Source organism: Massilia glaciei (assembly GCF_003011895.2).
Lineage (GTDB): Bacteria > Pseudomonadota > Gammaproteobacteria > Burkholderiales > Burkholderiaceae_D > Telluria_A > Telluria_A glaciei.
The window spans coordinates 16628-40646 of record NZ_PXWF02000325.1; the positions used below are offsets into that span (position 1 = coordinate 16628).

Here is a 24019-nt window from a genome sequence, read left to right on the forward strand (position 1 = left end):
GGCTACGGCGTGGACCGATGGCAATCAATTGCGAAACCGGGGTCAGACCCCGGTTGTGAAACGTGCGGACCTTTCGGTTGCAAACCGATGGCCGGATCCCCGCCGCGCCTTGCCCCGGCGCACTGGACGCGCCATGGCGACCGACCCGGGGAGTGGCGCGGACCGCGCTTACGGCCAGATCGCGCGCAGCAGGGCCGCCAAGTGGTAGCCGCCCTTGGTCAATTGGATGCGCGCCAGCGCCGAGCTTGGCACCGGGTAGTTGTCCGGCACGTCGATGCCGAAGGTGTAGAAGGTCTCTCCCTTGCGGTTCTTTTGCGCCGTGCGCGCGCCCGGGGTGACGTGCATGTAAGCGACCTTGGACACGAGCAGCGCGTCGTTGGCCCACTGCACCGGCCAGCCGCCCGGCGCGCCGGTGTTCATGACGACATCGGGTTTGGCGTCGATCATCATCTGCGCGTACTGCTCGGGCGTTTTGGCGCCGACCCGGCGCATCGCGTAATCGACCACGGTGCTATCCCAGTACGAGTGGAACGGTTTGGTCTTGGAGCGGGTCATGCCGGCCGGCAGCGCCTTCTCCTCGCCCGGGATCAGCGCCGCGCTGGTGCTGGCGATCTTCTCGTCGCTCAGCAGCAGGCTGTTGCCGCCGCGCGAGTCGACGATGTTCTCGCCATCGATCTCGGCGTGCGTGTGCGGCACCATGAACATGCCGTCCCTGCCGACGAAGGCGGCGCCCACGTGCAGCGGCTGGTGGATGTCGCCGCCCATGTGGGCGATCAGGAGCAGCGCCTGGCGCGGCGTGAATTTGTGCGGGTTCGAGGCAGGATCGGTCTTGCCCTGCAATACCGCGATCGCCTGCTCCAGCGTTTTGACGATGTCGTGCCCGAAGCCGCCCACCGCGCCGTCCTTGTATTCGGTGTTCTGGAACGGGATGTCGGTGTAGTGGTATTCGGTGTGCTTGGCGTTGGCCCCGACATAGGCGGCCATCTCGGGCGTCTGCGGACCGCAATAGCTGCCCTTGACGCAGTCGGCCCAATTGGCCACGGAGGCGAGCGTCTCGCCCGGCAGCAGCAGCTCCCTGACGCGCTTTTCGGCGCGGCTGCCCTTGATCAGTTTATCGGCCATGGCGCCGACCGCGCGGTGGCCGTCGTTGCCCCAGGCGTGCGCGGGCTGGGCCGCGAAGGCGGCGCCGACGGCGAGCACGCAGGCGAGCGCCTTGCACGTCAATCTGGCTTGCGGTTTCATGGCGGATTCCTTGGATGGGTTCGATGGTTTCATTTGCCCTGCTCGATGCGCCCGGCCGTGCTGTGGCTGCCGGCCGGCTTGCCCGCGCGCTCGGCCTCGGCGAGGTGGGCCACGAAGGCGTCGAGGTCGACGATCTGGGTGTCGACCCGGTTGCGCCCCTTGGCGAACTGCGGGAAGCCGTCGCCGCCGTCGGCCAGGAAGTTGTTGGTCGTGATGCGGTAACTCTTGTTGTCGTCGAGCGCCTCGCCATTGAGCTTGACGCTGCCCGCGACGAGGCGCTTGCCGGCCGGCGCGGCCGGGTTCCAGCGGTAGCTGAAGCCGTGCGAGACCTGCAGCATCGAGTGCTTGGCGTCGGCGTGGGCGCGCATCCATTGCTGCTCGAGCAGCGCGCGCAGCTCGGCCCCGGTCATGTCCATGGCCACCAGCGTGTTCGCGAACGGCAGCACGATCTGGGCCTCGCCGTACTCGGCCGAGAGGTCGTCGCCGACGTCGAGGTCCTTGCGGATGCCGCCCATGTTGGTGAAGGCGATCTGCACCCCCTGCGCCCTGGTCGCGGCCAGGAAGGCGTCGGTGACCAGGTCGCCGAGCGCGGTCTCTCCCGATTTGGAGGCGACCCGTCCGACCGTGGGCACCGCGATCCGCGCCACCGGGCGCGTCAAGGCGTCCTTGCTGCGCGCCTTGACGGTCGCCAGATAGGCGTCGATCGCGGGGTCGGCCGGATACTGGCCCGGCCTGACGGCGACGTTGCGCACCGCGATCTGGCGCAGCGTGCGGGTGGCCGGGTCGAGCGTGAGCTTGATGCGCGAGAGCGCGTGCCCGCCCATCTCGGCCTGGGTGATCACGCGCGTGCCCAGCTCGCACTGGTAACCGTTGTGGGTGTGGCCGCTGACGATCAGGCGCAGCGCCGGATCGAGCTTGCCCGCGATGTCGACGATCGGCCCTTTGAGCTGCTTGCAATTGGGTTCGTCGAACGCTTCGACGGTGTGCCCGCCCTCGTGGATCATCAGCACGAACACGGTCGCGCCCTGGGCGCGCGCGTCAAGCACGGCCCGGTTGACCGCCTCGGCCTCGTCGGTGAACGACAGGCCGACGATGCTCGAGGCCATCACCACCGAGGCGGTGTCCCTGAGCACGGCGCCGATCAGGGCCACCTTGACGCCCTTGGCCTCGACGATGGTGTAGGCCGGCAGGATCGGTTTGCCGGTCGCGCTGTCGAGCACATTGGCGGCCAGGTAGCGGAAAGGGGCGCCGGCGAAACCGGGCGCCAGCTGGCACGCCTTTGCCGGGCGCGGCGAGGCGCAGCCGCCGTATTGCTGGCGCAGCAGTTCGGCGCGGCCGGCGTCGAATTCGTGGTTGCCCACCGAGCTCGCGTTGAGGCCGAGCTTGCCCAGCGCCGTGATCGAGGGCTCGTCGGCCCACATCGACGACATGGCCGGGCTGGCGCCGACGAGGTCGCCCGCGCCGACGAAAATGAGGTCCTTGTCCTCCTGCCGCCACGCCTTGAGCGCGGCGCCGATGGCGGCGATGCCGCCGGCCTGGATCGACACCGGCCGGCCGCTGGCGCGGTCGGTGTAGCTGAATTTGGTCGCCTCGAGATGGCCGTGGAAGTCGTTGAAGGCGACCAGGTTCAGTTCGATCGGCGGGACCGGCGGCGGCGTGGCGCAGCCGGCCAGCAGGCACGCGGCGGCGAGCGCGGCGCAGAGGGAAAGGTGGTTGTTTTTCATAGGCCTAAGAATAACCGAGGTCGGGCGGCAAATGCGCGTCGGAGTTTGCCTGTGTGTATTGGATGGATATCGATGTCCATATTGCCGGAATAAAAAAAACGGCTGGTGTCGCCACCAACCGTTCTTGTGCCACGTGTCCGACCTGCTTAGAACTCGTAACGCGCGGTCACCTGCACCGCCCATTGCGATTTCGACTTGTGCGAGACGAATTCAGGCTCCCTGCTGAAGTTGTAAACATACTTACCATCTTGCATACCGGCATATTCCATAAAGCTGCGTGCGTTTCCGCCGCCCCGGCCGCCGCTGCCGCTGGCGTCGAAATTGATTTCCTGGATATGGCCCCAATTCCTGTGGAGCATATTGCCGAAGTTCTGGATGTCGAGGATGAAGACACCCTTGTTACCTTTGAACAAGCCCGGAATTTGCTGGCTGAAGCGCAGATCGAAGCCGTTGTTCCATTGCGACAGCGAGTCGCCGCGTTGGGTCGTCTTGCCCGCGCTCTTGAGCAGCGACGGGTTGGCGTTGACGTGTTCCCAGAACTTGGTCTCGTTGGTCCTGTTGGTCGGGGTGTCGCCGAGGAAGATGACCTCGCCGGAACCGAACTTGCTAGGAATGTACATCAGGTCGTTGCCCGTGAGGCCGTCACCGTTCATGTCGTTAAAGTAGGTCCAGCTGTACGGTTTGCCCGAGCGGCCTTCATAGAACACGCCGAAGCTGCTCTTGTAGCCATCGAAGAACTGGTGGCTCCAGGTCAGGTTGGCATTCAAACGGTCCTTGACCAGGTAGGCCGAATTGGCGGCGACGTTTTCGTTCGGATTGAAGGTCGCGCGGGCGGCCCAGACCGACGCGGCGGTCGACGAGCCCAGATTGCTGACCTCTTTCATGTCGGTGCGGGTGTACGCCACGCCCCAGTTCAATTCCTTGCCGCGGCCGCTGGTGAGCGACAGCGTCACCAGGTTGCCGCCGCCTTTTGACGACTCGCTGATGCGGATCACATTCCCGAATTTCTCATTGCTGAGCGCTTTGGACCGGTGGGTACCGCAAACGCCGCCCGATTTGAAGGTGCCGTTGGATGTGTTGAAGCAGCTCGCGTTGTAGCCGGACGGGGTCCAGTACATTTCGCGTCCGTCGGCGTTGGTGCGGGTCGGGGCGCCAAGGTTGATGTTCTCGAAGAACAGGGAGCTGTTGGCCTTCGTGTGCATGTACTCGGCGCCGAACACGATGCCGTACCATGGCAACTCGTGGTCGAAGGCAAAGTTCGCTTTCCAGATCGATGGCTGGCCGACACCCGGCGCGATCACGTCGAGAATCGCGGCGCGCGTGTTGTCGCGCGCCGGACGCTGCGCATCCGGATTCGGTTCAAACATGCCTTCGTCGGCGCAAGGGTTGGACGATCCGCCGCAATTGACGGTGTACACGCCCACGCCCGAGTTCTGGAACGGGTTGCCGAGCCAGACGTTCATGGCCGAGCCGCCGAACAGGCCGAAGCCGCCGCGCAACTGGGTCGGACGCTTCCAGTCAAGTTTGTAGTTGAAACCGAGGCGTGGCTGGGCCAGGATCTCGTCGCTGACCGTGTTGGTGTTGTCGACTCCGAAACCACCCGTGTCACGCGTGGTCGCCACGCCGTTGACGACGGTCCCGGCCGGGATCCTTGCCAGCGCCGCGGTGGCGTTGCGCGACGGACGCTCGCCGGTGCTGGCCTGATCGAGCCGCACGCCGTACGTGAGGTTCAGACGCGGGCTGACGGCCCAGGTGTCCTGCGCAAACAGGCCGACGTTCATCAGGCTCCATTTGGCGGCGCTGTCGTCGAGCGTGTAGCCTTCCACCGGCAGGGTCGCCGAATAGGAGGTGAGGCGGCCGCGGCGGAAGTTCTCCAGCACCGCCGCCGTGATCAATTCCGACGACGAGGTGCTGCAGTTGAGACCGAGGAGGGCCGGGTTCTGGTACTGGAAGGTGGCGCTTTGGTTGGTGCAACCGATTTTGTAGTTGCCCTTGGTGTTTTGCAGGAACGCGTTGAACATCTCGTTGTTGGCGTAATCGCCGCCGAACTTGATCTCGTGGCTTCCGAGCACCCAGGTGCCGCTTGCGTAGATGTCGTCGGTCTTGGTGCTCAAGTCGTTGAAATGGCGGCTGCCTTCGGTGCCGAAAAGCAGGCGGCGCGCCCCTGTCGCCACGCTCGCGTCGGCACCTGCCGGCAACGGGCCGGTGAACTCGAGTTCGACCTGCGGCAGATTCGAATTGTTGATGTTTCCTTTATGCCAATCGCGGCGCGACACCTTCAACTCGGTCGAGAAATTCGGCGTCCAGTCGGCGAACCACTGGCCGACCACGGATTCGGTGACGCTGGTGGTGCGGAAATGGTACGAGCTCAGCGAAAGTCCGGTCCGGCTCAGGCCAGTGAACCTCGGCTCGGCCTGGTCAGTCTTCTGCCAGCGCAGGTTGGCGCGGTGGTCGTCGTTGATGTTCCAGTCCAGTTTGACCAGGCTTTCCTTGGTCGTCTGCGGGCCGAAGGCGACGTTGCTGTCGCCGATGTCGATGCCGTATTTATCGCGCGCCACGGCGATCGTCTTGCTGATCATGTCCTGGGTGATGCCCACCTGGTCGAGGCTGCCGCCGATCGGACCGAACTGCGGCGCGTCGCGCGAGCTCGACGACTCCTCGTGGCTGGCGAAGACGAACAACTTGTCCTTGATCAGGGGCCCGCCCAGGGTGAGGCCGGTGGTCGATTGCTTGAATGCTTCTTCGGGGGTATAGGTGTTGTTGCCAGGGCTGTAGCGTTCGCCGACCATCTGCTCGTCGCGGAAAACGGAGTAGACGCTGCCGTGCCAGGTGTTGGTGCCCGATTTGGTCACCGCGTTGATGTTGGCGCCCGTGTAGCCTTTTTGCGTGACATCGTAGTTCGAGATGTTCACCTGCACCGACTGGATCGCGTCGATCGAAATCGGCTGGCGCTCGGTCGGCAGGCCGTTGGCCTCGAGGCCGAAGGTGTCGCTGATGCTCACGCCGTCGATGGTGATCGAGTTGAAGCGCGAGTTCTGGCCCGCGGCCGAGATTTCGCCGCGGTCCTTGTCGGTCTGCGACAGGCGCGGGTCCTTGCGCGCATAGTCGGCCAGGCTGCGGTCGATCGAGCCCAGGTTGTCGATCTCGGCGCGGCCGATGTTGGTGCCGGCGCCCATGTTCGACTTGTTGAATTTGGCCGACTGGGCCTGGCCGGTGACGGTGACGACCTGCATGGCCGGCGCGCCAAGCGTGGCGTCGACGGTGGCCGTCTCGGCCAGGGTCAGGTAGACGTTGTCGACCTTCTCGACGACGCCGCCCTTTTCGATCGTGATCGTGTACGGACCACCGACGCGCAAGCCGCGCGCGCTGTAACGGCCGTCGGCGCCTGCCGTGACGCGGCTGACCGAACCAGACTCGGCGTGGACGATGGACACCGTCGCGCCGCTGGCAGGGCTGCCGTCGGCGCCCGAGACGCGGCCGCCGACCGCGGAGGTGGTGTTCTGTGCGAACGTGGGCGAAACCGCCAGTGCGACGGACAAGGCCAGCGCCAGCTTTGTGAGCCGAATCTGTTTCTGAATGATCATTGTGTAACCCCAAAGAAGACTAATTTTATGTAGGCATTTCTTGCCTGCACCCATCATCGGGCGCGGGCATGCGTCCCATCTCTTACCATATTGCATGATTTTTACGACAGGCTCATGACACGCCGTGCAACGCGTTGCCGCCCATTCTCAATTCACTATGCAGTAACGTTACTGCGATGGCAAATACGTTTTCGCTTAGCAATTTAGATGTTGAAGATATAAATAGCTTGGAAGAAGGGTGAATATTTACCTAAAACCCGCGCCCGCACGGGGGAGGCGAGTGCCCCGATTATAAAATGGGCCATTCCCGCCTGAAATTGTTTCGCCTAGTTTTTTGGAATTGGACGACGTCGGTCCCAATTGTGTAGCGAGAAGGCCACATACCGGGCGCGCCATCCTGTCGAAGTGGCAAGCTTAAGCGCCCGTCCGGCTCCCGTTCAGATCCCGAACACCTTGAGCAGCGCGTCCGCCACGCCCTCGAGCCCGCGCCTGGCCGCGCCGCCGCCGACGCCGGCGCGCGGCGTCTCCTCGTAGATGAACTGGCCGGGCCCGCCCTCGAAGCGGTCGTGGAACAGCGACTCGCGCCCGCGCAGGTAGGGGAAGAAGGTTTCGCAGCGCATCGTCGAATAGGCCAGGTTGGCCGAAAAGCCGAGCGTGGCGAACTGGCTGATGCGCCGCCCGCCGCCGGCGGCCTCGCTGCGCACGCCGCGGCAGCCGCGCACCACCAGCGTGACGGGCCCGCGGAACACCAGGTAGCGCAGCTGCAGGCTGAGCCAGGCGTGCAGGCTGCCCAGGCGCCAGCAACGGTCGATCACGAGGGGCGCGTCGTCGGCGACCACCACGCCGACCAGCGCGCGCGGCTGGAACACCATGGCCGCCCCCTTGGGTAGGGTCAGCAGCACGACCTCGCTGAACGGGTCGTCGCTGGCCGAGACCACGATCGACTCGGTGGCGCCGGTGCGCACGCGCGTGAGCGCGACCAGCCCGGCGGCGATGCTGGTGAAGGGGCAGGACCAGCTGAGCAGCCACTGGGTCGCCTTTTCGCCCCGGATCGAGGAGCTCTGGATGTAGTCGGAATGGATCAGCAATTGCTCGCCGCTGCCGATGGTGAGCGACTGCGCCACCCGCGAGCGGGCCCCGGCCGGCGGCTCGCAGGCGCCGCTGGCGCCGGGGTCGAGGATGATCGGCGGGCGCCGCGCGGCCAGCGGCGCGAGCACGAAATAGAACAGCGCCTTGACCGCGACCGGCGTGAGGATGATCAACAGCACCAGGACGGCCGCGGCCGGGGCCACCTCGCGCACCGGTCCGGCGGCGCGGGCGACCCAGTTCTCGCGCACGGCGCGCCGGCCGTCGGCGATCCCGGCGCGCAGCGGCAGCAGGGCGGCGTCGACGGCCGGCTCGGCGATCGCGAAGCGGCCCGGCGCGCTCAGCGCGAGCATGCGCCCGAGCAGCGCCTTGTGCGCGAGGTAGGCCTCGGCGGCGCGCCCGTTGGCCGCGCGCAGCACGAGGTATTGGTCCTTGAGGGCCGAAAAGCGGCCGTATTCGGGCGTGCCGGGCAGCCAGCTCGCGAGCGGATGGTCGCGCCGCAGCCGCCGCTGCCCGTGCACGTTGTCGACCACCGCCGCGTAGGCCGCCACATGGGCCGCGTGCAGGCGCGCCAGTTGCGCGCGCGCGCCGTCCAGGTCGAGGCCGGCGCTGACGGCGGCGCGCAGCGCCACCAGGTAGTCGCGCTCCTGGCGCAGCAGGGCCAGTTCGAGCGCGCCGCGCGCGTGCCCGAGGGCCGCCTGCGCGAGCGCGCCGCCGGCCGGCAGCGGAAACACCAGCAGCGGCGCGCCCGGCGCGCCGGCCCTGGCCCCGATCAGGGCGCTGACGGCGACGATGCGCGCGTCGATCGTGCCCAGCGAGGCTTTTTGCATGGCCGCCATGCGCGCGCCCAGCTCGGCGCCGAGGCGGGCCCGGTGCGCGCCGAGCTCGGCGTCGCCGCGCTCTAGCGTGGCGAGCCCGGCGGCCCCGGCGCGGTGGGCCGACCATTGCGCCAGCGCCCAACCGCCGGCCAGCAGGACGAGCACCACCAGCACGAACATGAGAACATGCCGGACCACGAAGCGGAGCAAGGATTGCAGCATGTGCACGGATGGGGACGGTGGCTGGTTTAGTTGCCCAATCATATAGGAGTTCCCCGAAAACGGGCCCGCCCGGCGGCGTTTGGCGAAAAAGACAGCAAATGTTTACGCAAAGCAAGTTTTTGGTTGACGGGAAGGCGGCGGGAGGCGATACTGCCTGCCGTGCGCATTTATGTCGCGCCAGCGACGAGTTTCCCTTCTGTGTTGCGTCAATGCCCGCCTCCGTTGTCGCAACGGGTTGACGAACTACAACAAATAATATCTACTGAATGCAAGTGCGCTGTGGCGCCTCTTTTTCGCATTCAGCAACTTTCATTTTTTAGGTAACAGACATGTCGATTGTCAAGGTCCTCAGTCCTGAGCTCTTCAATACGGTCCGCAAGGACGTGGCCCGCCACATCCGGAAAAAATTGAAAGCCATGGAGATCGACGTCACCGACCTTGAATTGCACAATTCGTCGCTGACCAAGACGCTGCGCGCCTATGTCACGCTGAGCCGCACGACCAACCTGAAGGCGCTGTACCTGGCCGAACAAATGATTTGCAAAGAACTACACCAGGAATTCGGGCTGCACCCGCACGCCTTTTACTGGCGCTACCTGCCCGAAGAGAAAGCAGCGGATGATTCCTCGGCTCCCACGGTTTCAGCATCCTAAAAGCACGCACCATGGCAAACCAAAAAATACTTGTAGTTGACGATTCCATGTCGCAGCGCCTGGTCCTGTCCGCGCTGCTGACCCAGCTCGGCCACACGGTGATCATGGCCAACGATGGCGAGGAGGCGGTGGTCAAGGCGAAGGCCGAACTGCCCGACCTGATCATCATGGACATCATCATGCCCGGCCTGAACGGCTTCCAGGCCACGCGCGCGATCACCAACGACGAGACCACCTGGCACATCCCGGTGATCCTGCTCACCAGCAAAGACATGGATTCGGACCGCATCTGGGCCCTGCGCCAGGGCGCGACCGCCTTCCTCAAGAAGCCGCTCGACCACGACGCCCTCATCGGGCTGATCAACAGCCTCGAGTAAGCCTCGGGCAGCCGCGCGCGCACGCCCCGGAGCCCGCCGCCGGCGCGCGCGCCCGCTTGGCCCGTGCCTGCCTATACCTGCCCATACCTTCCCATAGCGTCGGCCCGGCCCCGGGCGGCGTCGCCGCGCCGCCCCTCCCCCCCGCCCCGCCCCCTTTATTGCCTGACCGGCCGCAGCGCCGCCATCTCGGCTTCGAACTTCGCGTAGCGCGCGTCGAGTTGCCGGATCAGGCGCTTGCGGTTCGCCTCGTCCAGAAAGGCGTAGCGCAGGCTGTTGTACGAGATCTTCTTGATCTCGGCGTAGGCGGGCTTGTAGCGGCTGGCGAACAACACGTATTCCCGCGACAGGTTGTGGCGCGTGACGCCGGCGTCGTCGGTCGAAATGACCATCGGCACGCCATACTTGCGGTACAGCGTGACCGGATGGTTCTCGTCCCGGATCCCCGAAATGAAGGCGTTGCTCGTCAAATTGACTTCGACCGGCACCCCGCGCTCGCGCATCGACTTCATGATGCCCAGCGCGTTCGACTCGTGCGCGAGGTCGAGGCCGTGGCCGATGCGGTCGGCGCCGGCCAGCCTGAGCGCCTCGTCGATATGGAAGGCCATGCCCTCGGGCGGCACGTCGCCCAGCGCCAGCTCGCCCGCGTGCAGCGCGAGCTTGACGTCCGGATACACCGCCTTGAGGAACTGGAACATCTTCATGTGCAGGCTGTAGTCGCGCATCGATACGTGGTTGCTTTCCTGGCCGACGATGTTGACGCCGACGATCAGCGGATTCATCGACGCCGCCTTGAAGCCGGCCAGCATCGACGAAAACACCTGCGACGGCTGCAGCAGGCGCAGCACGTAGACCTGGTAGCGCATCGTGAAGTCGGCGTCGTCCACGCCGGCGGCGGCCGCCTCGATCTTGCCCACGTAATCGGCCAGGCCGGCGCCGAAGGCCGGGTCCCGCTCGAGCGCGGCCACCGCCGCGCGCAGCTGCGCCGTCAGCGCGGCGTCGTTGCCGGCCGTCGTCGCGAAGGCGGCGTCGAGGGCGTCGTTCTTGAACGGCGGCGCCATCTTGAACATGGTCTCGATGTAGCCGACGTTCTCGGCCACGGCGCGCGCCTTGAGCTGCAGCAGGCCGGTGTTGAAATTGACGTTCGAGACCGGGCCGAAGTAGCCGAAGGTCTGGAAGAACTGGCGGTCCGGCGGCGGCTGGATCGCGCCGTGGTTGTCGAAATCCTTGCTCGACCAGCGCTGCAGCAGCTCGCGGTAGGTGAAGTCGTCGGCCAGCACCTCGGCGCTCGAGAGGCAGGTGCGCGCGGGCGGCGCCAGCGCGCGCTGGCTCGCCGCGACCGCCTGGTCGGTGGTGATCCGGTAGCTTTGCTTGTCGACGCACCAGCCCTGCTGGTCGATCCATGGCAGGTAGTGCTCGGCGTAGACCGAGCCCGAATAGTGGTGGTGCAGGTCGCCGCCCTTGGGCATGCGCGAGAAGAACAGCGTCAGCGCCGACAATTGCGGCTTGGCGCCGGCGGTCAGCGCGGCAAGGTGGCGCGCGGTGGCGGCCTCGTTCTGGCGCGGCGTGCCCGCTTGGGCGGCGCCCGCGAAGGCCAGCGCGATCATCAGGCAACTCAGTTTCATGTGCATCGGATCTTCTCTCGGTAGGGACTGCAAAACGCTCAAGACGGCCGCAAGCTACCGCCCCACGCAAGCTAGGCGCTAGCGGCGCTGGTGCACCTTCACGCCGGCGCTGTAGGTCGCCAAGACGGCGCGGTCGTCGCCCAGCAGTGCCAGCGCAAACAGCAGTTCCTCGAGCTTGGCGCAGCGCTGCGCGCGGCGCGCCAGCAAGGGCGTCGCCTGCGGGTCGAGCACGATGAAGTCCGCCTCGGCGCCCGGCGCGAAATTGCCGATGGTGCCTTCGAGTTGCATGCTGCGCGCAGCGCCCAGCGTGGCCAGATAGAACATGCGCACGGCGGGCAGGTAGCTGCCTTTCAACCGCGCTACTTTATAGGCTTCATTCATAGTTTGCAACATCGAGAACGAGGTCCCGGCGCCGACGTCGGTCGCCAGCGACAGCGGCACGCCGGCCGCGTCGGCGCGGTCGAAGTCGAACAGGCCGCTGCCGAGGAACAGATTCGAGGTCGGGCACACCGCCGCCGCCGAGCCGGTCTCGGCCATGCGCGCGAAGTCGGGCCCGTCGAGCCAGATGCAATGGCCAAACACCGCGCGCGGGCGCATCAATCCGAACCCGTCGTAGACGTCGAGGTAGCTGCGCGCCCCGGGGAACAGGTCCTTGACCCAGGCGCACTCGGCGTCGCTCTCGGACACGTGGGTCTGGATGAAGGTGTCCGGATGGGCGCGCGCCAGCTCGCCCGCCAGCTGCAGCTGGGCCGGGCTCGAGGTCGGGGCGAAGCGCGGCGTGATCGCATACAGCGCGCGCCCGCGCTTGTGCCACTTGTTGATCAGCTCCTCGCTGTCGCGCACGCCGCCCTCGGCCGTGTCGCGCAAAAATCCGGGGCAGTTGCGGTCCATCAGGACCTTGCCGGCGACCATGCGCAGGTTGCGCGCAGCGCTCGCCTCGAAGAAGGCGTCGACCGATTCCCTGTGCACGGTGCAGTAGACCATCGCGGTGGTGGTGCCGCAGCGCAGCAGCTCGTCGAGGAAGAACTCGGCCACCCCGCGCGCGTGGGCCGGGTCGCCGAACCGGCGCTCGGTCGGGAAGGTGTAGGTCTCGAGCCAGGGCAGCAGGCCCGGCGCGGGCGAGGCGATCATGTCGGTCTGCGGGAAATGCAGGTGGGTGTCGATGAAGCCGGGCATGATCAGCTTGCCGCGATAGTCAAGCACCGCCAGTCCCCCGGGCAGCGCCGGCGCCAGCTTGGCGAAGTCGCCGGCGGCGACGACCTTGCCGCCGTCGACCAGCAGCAGGCCGTCCTCGAACCAGTCGAAGGCCTGATCGCTGAAGGCCGGGTCGGCGTGGAAGTGCAGCACGCTAGCGCGGTAGGCCTGCAAGGTGGGGCTGGGGGCGATCGACATCTGTTTCCTTGTGATTCTTTGTTATTCTTGATATTGGGGGTGTCAGCGGGGGGGTGTCAGCGGGGGCGTGTCAGCGTGGGTGTCAGCGGTGCGCGACCAGCCGCAGCGGCGCGGCGATCGCCTCGCGCGCGGCGCCGGCGGCCTCGGCCGCCTCCCACACCATGAGCAGCTGGGCACACACCGACGCGGCGATCACGGCCGGCGCCTTGTTGGCGATGCCGGCGATGCCGACCGGGCACACCATGGCGCCGATGCGCGCCTCGGGCACGCCGCGCGCGCGCAGCCGGTGCTCGAACTGGCGCCGCTTGGTGAGCGAACCGATCAGGCCGAACCAGCCGGCGTCGGGGCGCGCCATGATCGCCTCGGCCAGGCGCTGGTCGAGCGCGTGGCTGTGGGTCATGACCAGAAAGCTCGCGCCCGGCGGCGCCGCGGCCACCAGCGCCTCGGGGGTGTCGCTGGCCTCGACCCTGACATTGCCGGGCACGATGGGCGGGAACATGTGGTCGCGCTCGTCGACCCAGGTCACTGTGCACGGCAGCTCGGCCAGCGCGCGCACGATCGCCGCGCCGACGTGGCCGGCGCCAAACAGGACCAGGTGGGCGCGCGGCGCCGGCACCGCGTCGACCAGCCAGCGCCGCCCGTCGCGGTCCCGCATCACATGGGTGCCGCGCGCGCGCGCGAAGGCGGCGGTGGCGGCGCCGGCGAGCAGCGCGCCGTTGGCGTCGAACAGGCCGGCGTCGAGCGCGCCGTCGAGCGCGACGACGCGGAAGCTGTCCTCATTGCGGCGCCGGCGCAGCAGCGCGGCCGCGGCCGGATCGAACAGTTCGAACGCCAGGTGCACCACGCCGCCGCAGCATTGGCCCAGGCTGGGGCCGAGCGCGAAGCGCTCGAGGCGGCGCGCGGCCGCGCCACTGCCGCCGGCCAGCATCGCGCGCGCGATCTCCAGCGCGCGCAGTTCGAGGTGGCCGCCGCCGATGGTGTCGAACGTCGCGGAGGCGCCGACCAGCATGCGCGCGCCCGGCTCGCGCGGGCCCGAGCCCTCGACGACGGCCACGGTGACCAGCACCGCCGGCCCCTGCACCGCTGCGCGCCAGTCGTCCATCAGGCCGCCCCCGGCAGCGCCGCCTCGACCGCGGCGACCGCCCTGAGGATTTCCTCGCTGGTGGCCGGCGCGTTGAGCGGCGGGTCGACCCGGTGGCCGCCGAGCGCCGAGATGGCGTCGCGGATCGCGAAAAACACCGAGAACGGCAGCAGCAGGGGCGGCTCGCCGACCGCCTTGGAGCGGTGGATGCTGTCCTCGACGTTACGGTTCTCGAACAGGCGCACCCGGAAGTCCTCGGGACAATCGGACACGCCGGGGATCTTGTAGGTCGACGGCGCGTGCGTCATCAGCTTGCCGCCCGGGTTCCACCACAGCTCCTCGGTGGTGAGCCAGCCCATGCCCTGGATGAAGGCGCCCTCGACCTGGCCGATGTCGATCGCCGGATTGAGCGACTGGCCGGCGTCATACAGCACGTCGGCGCGCGCCAGCTTCCATTCGCCGGTCAGGGTGTCGACCACGACCTCGGCCACCGCCGCGCCGTAGGCGTAGTACGAGAACGGATGGCCGCTCATGGTTTTGGGGTCCCAGTGCAGGCCCGGGGTCGCGTAGAAGCCGTCGGACCACAGTTGCACGCGCGCCAGGTAGGCCTTTTGCACAAGGTCGCAAAACGCCACCTCGTGGCCGTTGGCGAACACCGTGTTGTTGGAAAAGCGCACCAGCGCGGCGGCGCCGCCGTACTGCCTGGCGGCGTAGGCGGCGAGCCGCTCGCGGATCTGGCGCGCCGCGTCCTGCGCCGCCTTGCCGTTGAGGTCGGCGCCGGTGGAGGCGGCCGTGGCCGAGGTGTTGGCGACCTTGCTGGTGTCGGTGGCGCTGGCGCGCACATGGGCCAGGTCCACTCCCAGCTCGTGCGCGACCACCTGCATGACCTTGGTGTTGATGCCCTGCCCCATCTCGGTGCCGCCATGGTTGACCAGGATCGAGCCGTCGACGTACACATGCACCAGCGCGCCGGCCTGGTTCAGGTGCGTGACATTGAAGGCGATGCCGAACTTGACCGGCGTGAGCGCGAGCCCCCTCTTGAGCACCGGGCTGTCGCGGTTGAACCGCGCGATGGCGTCGCGCCGCGCGCGGTAATCGCTGCTCTGTTCGAGTTCGGCCACCAGTTCGTGGATCACGTTGTCGACCACCACCTGGCCGTACGGCGTGACGTCGGTCCCGCCGGCGCCGTAGAAATTGAGGCGCCGGATGTCGAGCGCGTCGCGCCCGAGCGCGCGCGCGATCTCGTCGATGATGTACTCGATCGCGATCGCGCCCTGCGGCCCGCCAAAGCCGCGGAAGGCGGTGTTGGACTGGGTGTTGGTCTTGCCGCAGGCGGCGCGGATGTCGACGTCGGACAGGTAATAGGTGTTGTCGAAATGGCACACGGCGCGCGTCGCGACCGGTCCAGACAGGTCGGCCGAATAGCCGGCGCGCGTGACCATGTCGACCTTGGCGGCGAGGATCTTGCCCTCGTCGTCGTAGCCGACCGCGTACTCGTAATGGAAGCAGTGGCGCTTGCCGGTGACGAGCATGTCGTCGTCGCGGTCGGCGCGCAGCTTGACCGGGCGCTTGAGGTGGGCCGCTGCGATCGCCGAGGCGGCCGCCCACAACGCCGATTGCGACTCCTTGCCGCCGAAGCCGCCGCCCATGCGCCGGCATTCGACCACGATGTGGTGCGAATGGCGCCCGAGCGCGTGCGCGACCACGTGCTGCATCTCGCTCGGGTGCTGGGTCGAGCACAGCACCAGCATGCCGCTGTCCTCCTTCGGGATCGCATACGAGATCTGGCCCTCGAGGTAGAACTGCTCCTGCCCTCCCACGTACAACTGGCCCTCGACCTTGCGCGGGGCGCGCTCGAACGCGCCCTGGTAGTCGCCGCGGGCGAGCCGCATCGGCGGCAGCACATAGGAATTGGCGGCCTTGGCCGCCTGCGGCGTGAGGATCGCGGGCAGCTCGTCGTAGGTCACGGCGCCGAGGCGCGCGGCGCGGCGCGCGTTGTCGTGGGTGTCGGCCACCACGATAAAGATCGGCTGGCCGACGTACATCACCAGGGCGTCGGCCAGGATCGGGTCGTCGTGGATGATCGGGCCGCAGTCGTTGGTGCCCGGGATGTCGTCGACGGTGAGCACCGCGACCACGCCGGCGCTGGCGCGCACCGCGGCCAGGTCGAGCACGACGATTTTCGCGTGCGGTTTGCTTGAGAGCCCGAGCGCGGCGTGCAGGGTGCCCTGCACCTCGGGGATGTCGTCGGTGTAGGTGGCCTGCCCGAGCACGTGCAGCCGGGCCGACTCGTGCGGCAGGGGTTTGCCGACCTGGGCCCACGGGACGGCCTTTAGGACAGGCGTGCCTGGATGGTTCATCGGATTCTCCTCAGGTTCATCGGGCTCACCTCAGGCGGGCGCGGCAAAGGCGTTGAGCGCGGCCGCCGGCAGCGGCGCGTCGGGGCGGGTTTCGAACCAGAAGCGGCGCAGCAGGTTTTGCGCCGCCTTCATGCGGTAGCCGCTAGATGCGCGCATGTCCGACAGCGGCGCGTAGTCCTGCGCCAGCATCGCCATGGCCTCGGCCAGCACCGCCTCGCTCCACGGTTGCCCGAGCAGCAACGCCTCGGTCCTGGCGGCGCGTTTGGGGGTGGCTGCCATGCCGCCGAAGGCGATCCGCGCCTGCGCGACGCGCCCGCCGTCGAAGCTGAAGGCGAACGCGGCGCACACGGCCGAGATGTCCTGGTCGAAGCGCTTGGCCAGCTTGTAGGTGCGGAACTGCACGCCCCCGCGCGGCAGCGGCACGCGCACGGCCCGCACGAATTCGCCGGGCCGCAGGTCCTTTTTCTGGTAGCCGAGGTAGAAATCCTCGAGCGCGAGCGAGCGCTCGCCTTGCGCGCCGCGCAGCACCACCTCGCTGCCGAGCGCGATCATCCACGGCATCGAGTCGCCGATCGGCGAGCCGTTGGCGACGTTGCCGCCAAGCGTGCCGGCGTTGCGGATTGGCAGCGAGGCGAAGCGCTGGCGCATCTCGGACAGTTGCTCCGGGTAGTGCCGGCACAGGGCCGCGTAGGCGTCCTCGAGCGTGACGCCGGCGCCGATCTCGAGCATGCCGCCGGCCTCGGCGACGCCCCTGAGCGCGTCGACCTGGCCGAGGTAGATGATGTCGCCCAGATCGCGCAGCTGCTTGGTGACCCGCAGGCCGACGTCGGTCGAGCCGGCCAGCAGGCAGGCGTCGGGATGGGCCGCGCGCAGTTGCACCAGCTCGTCGATGGTGCGCGGCGCGTGGAACCGCCGGCCGCCATGGCTGTAGGTGGCCAGCGTGTCGCGCTGGAGCGGTCGCAGCCGAGCCGCGAGGGCGTCGCGGTCGAAGCCTACCGCCGGCAGTTCGCCCATGCGGCGCGCGGCCTCGATGATCGGCTTGTAGCCGGTGCAGCGGCACAGGTTGCCCGAGAGGGCGTCGTCGATCCGGCGGCGGCTCGGCTGGCGTTCGGCCCGGCCTTCCTGTTCGAGGTACATGCCCCACAACGACATCACGAAGCCGGGCGTGCAAAAGCCGCACTGCGAGCCATGGCATTCGACCATCGCCTGCTGCACCGGATGGAGCGCGCCGTCGGCCTGCTGCAGGTCCTCGACCGAGAACAGGGCCTTGCCGTCAAGCGTGGGGGTGAGCTGGATGCAACTGTTGACTGCCTTCAGCTCGAGCCTGCCGCCGACCAGCGAACCGATCACCACGGTGCAGGCGCCGCAATCGCCTTCGGCGCAGCCTTCCTTGGTGCCGCTGCAGTGCAGGTCGCCGCGCAGGTGCTGCAGCACGGTCTGCGTGGTGGCCACATTGGCCACCTCGCGCACGGCGCCTTGATGGTAGAAACGGATCGGTGTTGACATGCATGCCTCAGGCGGTGGAATCCCAGCATGCCAGACTAACATCCGGCGGCGCCCACGATTATATAAAATTGACGATGTCACTTATCAGCGACATCCCATACCAAGCGCCTTTGAATATCAAAATCAACGTCCTTCCCGCGAAAGCGGAAACCCATGCTGAAGGTGCATGACCGCTCAGTATGGGTTCCCGACCCTGGCGGAAATGACGGCGGGGAGCCCATGGCCGACAGCGAACGCACCACCACCACCACCTCCTCCACCACCTCCTCCACGTCATTCCCGCGAAAGCGGGAACCCATGCTGAAGGTGCATGCCCGCTCAGTATGGGTTCCCGCCAAGGGGGGGCGCCGAGCCCGGGAAGTCATGTCCAATGGCGGAAATGACGGTGGGGGTCCACGGCCGACAGCGAGCGCGCCACCACCACCTCCTCCACGTCATTTCCGCGAAAGCGTGAACCCATACTGAAGGTGCATGCCCGCTCAGTATGGGTTGCCGACAAGGGGGGCGCCGAGCGCGGAAAGTCATGTCCGCCAATGGCGGAAATGACGGTGAGGAGGCTTGCGGTATCGGTTCAGATCGTATTCAGATCGTATTCAGGGATCGTATTCAGATCGTAAACGGGTGCGTCGCGCGCCAATGGTCGGCGATGTCGATGCGGCGCGTGATCCAGACCTTGTCGTGCCCCTGCACGTAGTCGAGGAAGCGCGCCAGCGCGGCGGCCCGGCCCGGGCGCCCGACGATGCGGCAGTGCAGGCCGACCGACAGCATCTTCGGCCGGTCCAGCCCGTCCGGGTCGCCCTCGGCGTAGAGCACGTCGAACGCGTCCTTGAGATAGTCGAAGAACTGGGTGCCCGAGTTGAACCCCTGCGCGGCCGCGAAGCGCATGTCGTTGGTGTCGAGCGTGTACGGCACCACCAGGTGCGGCGCGACGGCCGCGTGGCCGTCGGCGTCGCAGTGGCTCACCTGCTGCCAGAACGGCAGGTCGTCGCCGTAGTGGTCGGCGTCGTAGGCGAAGCCGCCGTGCTCGACGACGAGGCGGCGCGTGTTGGGCGAGTCGCGCCCGGTGTACCAGCCCCGCGGCGCGGCGCCCGTCAGTTCGCGCATGATCCGCACCGCCTCGGCCATGTGGGCGCGCTCGGTGGCGGCGTCGGCGTGCTGGTACGAGATCCACTTGAGGCCGTGGCAGGCGATTTCGTGCCCGAGCTCGGCGAACGCGGCCACCGCCTCGGGGTTGCGCGCGAGCGCGCTGGCCACGCCGAACACGGTCAGCGGCAGCCGGCGCTGCTCGAACAGGCGCAGCACGCGCCACAGGCCGGCGCGCGAGCCGTACTCGTAGAGCGACTCCATGCTCATGTGGCGCATCGGGAACGCCTGCGCGCCGATGATCTCGGACAGGAAGGTCTCGGAGGCGGGGTCGCCGTGCAGCACGCAGTTCTCGCCGCCCTCCTCGTAGTTGAGCACGAACTGGAGCGCGATGCGGGAGCGCCCCGGCCACTGCGCGTGCGGCGGGGTCGGGCCGTAGCCGACCAGGTCGCGCGGATAGGATGGATTTGTGTGCATGCGGTGGCCCCGTGATCGGAAGTATATGCGCCATCATATATTGCGTCGCGCGCAACCGGTATATGATCTGCGCCATACGCGCGCCCCCCGCGCAGATATACGCAACCCGATAGGAAACCCGATGGCGAAACTTAGCACCCACGTGCTCGACACCACGCAGGGCAGGCCCGGCGCCGGCGTCGAGATCGAGCTGTACGCGCTCGACGGCGCGGCGCGCACCCTGCTTCACCGCGCCACCACCAACGCCGACGGGCGCTGCGACGCGCCGCTGCTCGAGGGCGACGCCATGCGGCCCGGCAAATACGAGCTCGTGTTTTGCGCGGGCGACTATTTCGCCGCGCAGGGGCTGGCGCTGCCGGCGCCGCGCTTCGTCGACCGGGTCACGATCGCCTTCGGCATCGCCCATGCCGACCAGAACTACCACGTGCCGCTGGTGGTCACGCCGTGGTCGTACTCGACCTACCGGGGCAGCTGAAAGGCTCGGATCTTTCGGCCGTGGCCGCACGGCAATCTTCCTGAAAAACGTGCCCGGCGACGAAAGTTGCTATCCTTGGGCATCGGGCACCCGCCACCCCTCCTGGAGGGCGGCCGGGCACGCCGGCCAACAGGAGACGCCATGGCCTTGCACATCGTTCATTTCATCGGGCCGATCAACCACAGCGCGGTCTGCACCATCCGCAACCTGTGCCTGCAGGCGCTGCAAAGCGGGGCCACCGAGATCGAGCTGCACATGTCGACCGAGGGCGGCAACATGACGGCCGGCTTCGCGCTGTACTTCTTCCTCAAGTCGCTGCCTTTGCCGCTGACCACCCACAACATCGGCAGCGTCGAATCGGTCGGCGTCGTCATTTTCCTGGCCGGCACCAGGCGCTACGCCTGCCCAGGCACGCGCTTCCTGGTCCATCCCCTGAACTGGGGCTTCGGCGAGCTTGTCGCGGCCGACCATTCGCGCGTGAGCGAGTGGCGCGACTGCCTCGATTTCGACGCCGAGCGCTACGTGCGCATCTTCGAGGAGGCCACCGCCGGCGGCGCGCACCCGGACGACATCCGCTCCCACCTCAAGGGCACCGCGCGCATCTACGACGCCGCCCAGGCGCTCGACGCGGGCATCATCGAACAGGCGGTCCAGGCCCGCATCCCGAGCCACGGCGCGACCTCGCACTGGTGGAACGGCCCCAGCGGCTGAGAGGCTGAGAGTCTTTCGACCATGCCCGCTCTGCACGCCGGAAAGCGCCCGCTCGTCGTTGCAAATGCTCGCCATAGCCCGAGCTATGGCTGTGCTTTGCGCCTCGATCGGCCACCTTCTGGCGCGCTGCTCGGCCACGTCCGAAAAACTCTCAGCCTCTGAGCCGCCCGCACGATAGACAAACTTGCAATGACCGGGGGCATGGCTTAGAATTCAAAGCCTTGCGGCCGGCATCCGGCCGGACTCCTGGGCCCGGCCCGCTTGCCATGCCACCACGTCGCCGTCACCACCGCCGCGCCCCGATTTCCGCCCCGATTTCCGCTCCGATTTCCGCCCCGACCCGCGCCCCGATGCCTGCCCGGCCGCCCGGCGCCGCCGCCTGAGCGTGGACATCATCGAACCCTGGGCCCTGGTGCTCGGCCTCGTCATCCTGGTGCTGTGCTCGGGCTTTTTCGCGATGGCCGAAACGGCCCTGATGGCGGCCAACAAATACCGCCTGCGCCAGCGCGCCAAGCGCGGCAGCGCGCGCGCCGCCACCACGCTGTGGCTGCTCGAGCGCACCGACAAGCTGCTCTCGCTGATCCTGATCGCCAACACCCTGGTCAACGCGCTGGCGACGGCGCTGGTGACGGCGGTGGCGATCATGTATTTTGGCCAGGACATGAGCGTGATCCTGCTCGCCACCGCCGCGCTGGCCTTCGTGCTGATCGTGTTCGCCGAGATCTCGCCCAAGGTGGTCGGCGCCACCTACCCCGACACCATCTCGCTGCGCTCGGCGCTCGCGCTCAAGGCGATGATCGGCGTGGCCAAGCCGGTGATCTGGTTCGTCAACCTGTTCGCCGCTCTGGTGCTGCGCGTGTTCCACGTCAAGCTGGCCGGCCAGATCGAACAGCAGCGCGTCTCGCTCGAGGAACTGCGCTCGATCGTGCTCGAGGGCGGCAACTTCGTGCCGCAAAAGCACAAGAGCATCCTGCTCAACCTGTTCGACCTCGAGACGATCTCGGTCGAGGACATCATGACGCCGCGGGCCCAGATCGAGGCGCTCGACCTGGCCGTGCCGGCCGGGCAGATCCTGCAGCAGCTCACCACCTGCTACCACAACAAGCTGCCCGTGTACGAGGGCGAGATCAACCGCATCGTCGGCATTTTGCACGTGCGCAAGGCGGTGGCCCTGCTCAACGCGCAGGAGCCGCTCACGGCCGGGCATTTCCGGGAACTGCTCAGCGAGCCGTATTTCATCCCCCAGGACACGGGCGTGTTCGCCCAGCTGCAGTACTTCCAGGAGAACCGCGAGCGGCTCGGCATCATCGTCGACGAGTACGGCGAGGTGCAGGGCCTGGTCACGCTCGACGACATCATCGAGGAGATGATCGGCGAGTTCACGACCTCGGTGCCGGGCGCGGCGCGCAGCGAGACCTTCGGCTGGGACGCCAACGGCGAATGCCTGCTCGAGGGCGGCACGCCGCTGCGCGACATCAACAAGCAACTCGGGCTCGACTTCCCGCTCGATGGCCCCAAGACGCTCAACGGCCTGATGCTCGAACAATTGCAGGAGATCCCCGACGCCCCGATCAGCCTGCGCATCGGCGCCTGCGTGATCGAGGTGATCCAGGTGCAGAACCAGTCGATCAAGGTGTGCAAGCTGGCCCGGCACGGGGCGAAACAACGGCGCTGAGCGCGGCGCCCGCGCGCCGGCCGGGTCCGCCCGTGGTATGGACGCCTCTTACCTGCGACAAACTCTTTACAAATGTGATGCCCGGAGGCATGATCGACAACAGTTCGTCGAGACAGTTTCCAATGGGCCGGCGCCGTCGTCGTTCGTTTGACAAGTTAATTGGCAGTTAATAAACTAAACACATACCGAGCGTAAGCAACCTATGGCAGCAGTTCTTCCCACCCCCGTTTCAGGCCAGGCCATCTCCGGGCTCGCGCGCGCGCTGATTCAGGCTGGCAAGATCACATCGGTCCAGGCCGAACAACTGCAGAAGAAGGCCTCGACCGAGAAGCTCCAGTTCATCGACACGCTCATCAGCAGCGGCACGCTCAGCGGCGCGGCGCTCGCCACCTTCTGCTCGGACACGTTCGGCTATCCGATCATGGACATGGCCGCGTTCAGCGTCGACCAGCTGCCGGCCGGGGTGATCGACGCCAGGCTGATGCAGTCGCAGCGGGTGATCGCGCTGGCCAAGCGCGGCAACAAGATGTCGGTCGCGATCTCGGACCCGACCAACACCCAGGCGCTCGACCAGATCAAGTTCCAGAGCGAATCGTCGGTCGAGCCGGTGATCGTCGCGCACGACGTGCTGCTGGCGCTGCTGGCGAACCTGAGCAAGAGCACCGAACAGAAGATCAGCGACCTCGTCGGCGACGACGAGGACATCCAGTTCGACGACGGCCCGACCACCGAGGCCGTGGTCGACACCGGCGCCAACGAGATCGAGGACGCGCCGATCGTCAAGTTCCTCAACAAGATCCTGATGGACGCGGTCAACCTGGGCGCCTCCGACATCCACTTCGAGCCGTTCGAGAAATTCTACCGGATCCGGCTGCGCGTCGACGGCGTGCTGCGCGAGCACGCCCAGCCGCCGGTGTCGGTGCGCGACAAGCTGGTCTCGCGCATCAAGGTGCTGTCCAAACTCGACATCTCCGAAAAGCGCATCCCGCAGGACGGGCGCATGCGCCTGATCCTGACCGCGACCAAGGCGATCGACTTCCGGGTCAGCACCTGCCCGACCCTGTTCGGCGAGAAGACCGTAATGCGGATCCTCGACGCGACCCAGGCCCAGATGGGCATCGACGCGCTCGGCTACGACCCGGACCAGAAGGAGTTGCTGCTCGACGCCATCCAGCGCCCGTACGGCATGGTGCTCGTGACCGGCCCGACCGGGTCCGGCAAGACCGTCTCGCTGTACACCTGCCTGAACGTGATCAACAAGCCGGGCATCAACATCTCGACCGCCGAGGACCCGGCCGAGATCAACCTGCCGGGCGTGAACCAGGTCAACATCAACGACCGCGCCGGGCTGACCTTCCCGGTCGCGCTCAAGTCGTTCCTGCGCCAGGACCCGGACATCATCATGGTCGGCGAGATCCGCGACCTCGAGACGGCCGACATCGCGATCAAGGCCGCGCAGACCGGCCACATGGTGTTCTCGACCCTGCACACGAACGACGCGCCGTCGACCTTGACGCGCCTGATGAACATGGGCGTGGCCCCGTTCAACATCGCCTCCTCGGTCATCATGATCACCGCGCAGCGCCTCACGCGCCGCCTGTGCACCTGCAAGAAGCCGGTCGAGATCGCGCGCGAGGTGCTGCTCGGGGCCGGCTTCCTCGAGGAGGAGCTCGAGGGCGGCTGGAAGCCGTACGGACCGGTCGGCTGCGAACGCTGCATGCAGGGCGGCTACAAGGGCCGGGTCGGCATCTACCAGATCATGCCGATCACCTCCGCCATCGAAAAAATCATCCTGGCGCATGGGAACTCGATGGAAATCGCCGCCCAGTCAGAACTCGAGGGCGTCAAGTCCTTGCGCCGCTCCGGCCTGATGAAAGTGAAACAGGGATTGACGAGCCTTGAAGAAGTGCTCGGATGCACCAACGAATAGG

Annotated in this window: 16 protein-coding genes; 6 read left to right on the forward strand and 10 right to left on the reverse strand. The window is 67.1% G+C overall.

Annotation, left to right across the window (positions count from 1 at the left end):
• Window positions 1–168: 168 nt before the first annotated feature.
• The 4 genes from C7C56_RS26230 to C7C56_RS26245 all read right to left on the reverse strand — a co-directional run bounded on the left by C7C56_RS26230 (window position 169) and on the right by C7C56_RS26245 (window position 8718).
• Entirely contained in the window at window positions 169–1242 is a 1074-nt protein-coding gene (locus C7C56_RS26230) for a S1/P1 nuclease (protein ID WP_106760288.1), read from the reverse strand.
• 29 nt (window positions 1243–1271) lie between these two features.
• Window positions 1272–2966, reverse strand: a complete 1695-nt coding sequence (locus C7C56_RS26235; protein ID WP_106760289.1) for a bifunctional metallophosphatase/5'-nucleotidase — start codon at window positions 2964–2966, stop codon at window positions 1272–1274.
• Window positions 2967–3112: 146 nt separating this feature from the next.
• On the reverse strand, window positions 3113–6550 hold the full coding sequence (locus C7C56_RS26240) for a TonB-dependent receptor (protein WP_106760290.1): 3438 nt from the start codon (window positions 6548–6550) through the stop codon (window positions 3113–3115).
• Between the two features lie 437 nt (window positions 6551–6987).
• Window positions 6988–8718: a hypothetical protein gene (locus C7C56_RS26245; RefSeq protein ID WP_181373368.1), complete on the reverse strand. Its 1731-nt coding sequence runs from the start codon at window positions 8716–8718 to the stop codon at window positions 6988–6990.
• A 287-nt stretch (window positions 8719–9005) separates the two neighbouring features.
• Between C7C56_RS26245 and C7C56_RS26250 the strand changes: the two genes are divergently transcribed.
• Both C7C56_RS26250 and C7C56_RS26255 read left to right on the forward strand, forming a co-directional pair.
• Complete coding sequence (locus C7C56_RS26250) at window positions 9006–9329, forward strand: hypothetical protein (protein ID WP_106760292.1); 324 nt, start codon at window positions 9006–9008, stop codon at window positions 9327–9329.
• A gap of 11 nt (window positions 9330–9340) precedes the next feature.
• A complete protein-coding gene (locus C7C56_RS26255) occupies window positions 9341–9706 on the forward strand; it encodes a response regulator (protein ID WP_106760293.1) in 366 nt (121 codons plus the stop codon).
• A 155-nt stretch (window positions 9707–9861) separates the two neighbouring features.
• Here the strand turns inward: C7C56_RS26255 and C7C56_RS26260 are convergent, their stop codons facing one another.
• The 6 genes from C7C56_RS26260 to puuE all read right to left on the reverse strand — a co-directional run bounded on the left by C7C56_RS26260 (window position 9862) and on the right by puuE (window position 19227).
• Entirely contained in the window at window positions 9862–11334 is a 1473-nt protein-coding gene (locus C7C56_RS26260; protein ID WP_106760294.1) for an amidohydrolase family protein, read from the reverse strand.
• A gap of 72 nt (window positions 11335–11406) precedes the next feature.
• Entirely contained in the window at window positions 11407–12720 is a 1314-nt protein-coding gene (guaD, locus tag C7C56_RS26265; RefSeq protein WP_106760295.1) for a guanine deaminase, read from the reverse strand.
• A gap of 82 nt (window positions 12721–12802) precedes the next feature.
• Window positions 12803–13822, reverse strand: a complete 1020-nt coding sequence (gene xdhC / locus C7C56_RS26270; RefSeq protein WP_106760296.1) for a xanthine dehydrogenase accessory protein XdhC — start codon at window positions 13820–13822, stop codon at window positions 12803–12805.
• The gene (gene xdhB, locus C7C56_RS26275; protein WP_106760297.1) at window positions 13822–16161 is read right to left on the reverse strand and encodes a xanthine dehydrogenase molybdopterin binding subunit; all 2340 of its coding nucleotides are present in this window, start codon (window positions 16159–16161) and stop codon (window positions 13822–13824) included. Before xdhB ends, xdhC begins: the two co-directional genes overlap by 1 nt.
• 30 nt (window positions 16162–16191) lie before the next feature.
• Window positions 16192–17667 carry a xanthine dehydrogenase small subunit gene (gene xdhA, locus C7C56_RS26280; protein WP_106760298.1) on the reverse strand — a complete coding sequence of 492 codons (1476 nt, stop codon included), beginning with the start codon at window positions 17665–17667 and terminating at the stop codon, window positions 16192–16194.
• A gap of 606 nt (window positions 17668–18273) precedes the next feature.
• Window positions 18274–19227 (reverse strand): allantoinase PuuE, encoded by a 954-nt coding sequence (gene puuE / locus C7C56_RS26285; RefSeq protein WP_106760299.1) that lies wholly within the window; start codon window positions 19225–19227, stop codon window positions 18274–18276.
• A 121-nt stretch (window positions 19228–19348) separates the two neighbouring features.
• Between puuE and uraH the strand changes: the two genes are divergently transcribed.
• From uraH to pilB, 4 genes are all read left to right on the forward strand, one after another.
• On the forward strand, window positions 19349–19702 hold the full coding sequence (gene uraH, locus C7C56_RS26290) for a hydroxyisourate hydrolase (RefSeq protein WP_106760300.1): 354 nt from the start codon (window positions 19349–19351) through the stop codon (window positions 19700–19702).
• Between the two features lie 141 nt (window positions 19703–19843).
• Window positions 19844–20413 carry an ATP-dependent Clp protease proteolytic subunit gene (locus C7C56_RS26295; RefSeq protein ID WP_106760301.1) on the forward strand — a complete coding sequence of 190 codons (570 nt, stop codon included), beginning with the start codon at window positions 19844–19846 and terminating at the stop codon, window positions 20411–20413.
• Window positions 20414–20798: 385 nt separating this feature from the next.
• Window positions 20799–22088, forward strand: a complete 1290-nt coding sequence (locus C7C56_RS26300; protein WP_106760302.1) for an HlyC/CorC family transporter — start codon at window positions 20799–20801, stop codon at window positions 22086–22088.
• 202 nt (window positions 22089–22290) lie between these two features.
• Window positions 22291–24018, forward strand: a complete 1728-nt coding sequence (gene pilB, locus C7C56_RS26305) for a type IV-A pilus assembly ATPase PilB (protein ID WP_106760303.1) — start codon at window positions 22291–22293, stop codon at window positions 24016–24018.
• Window position 24019: the final 1 nt, after the last annotated feature.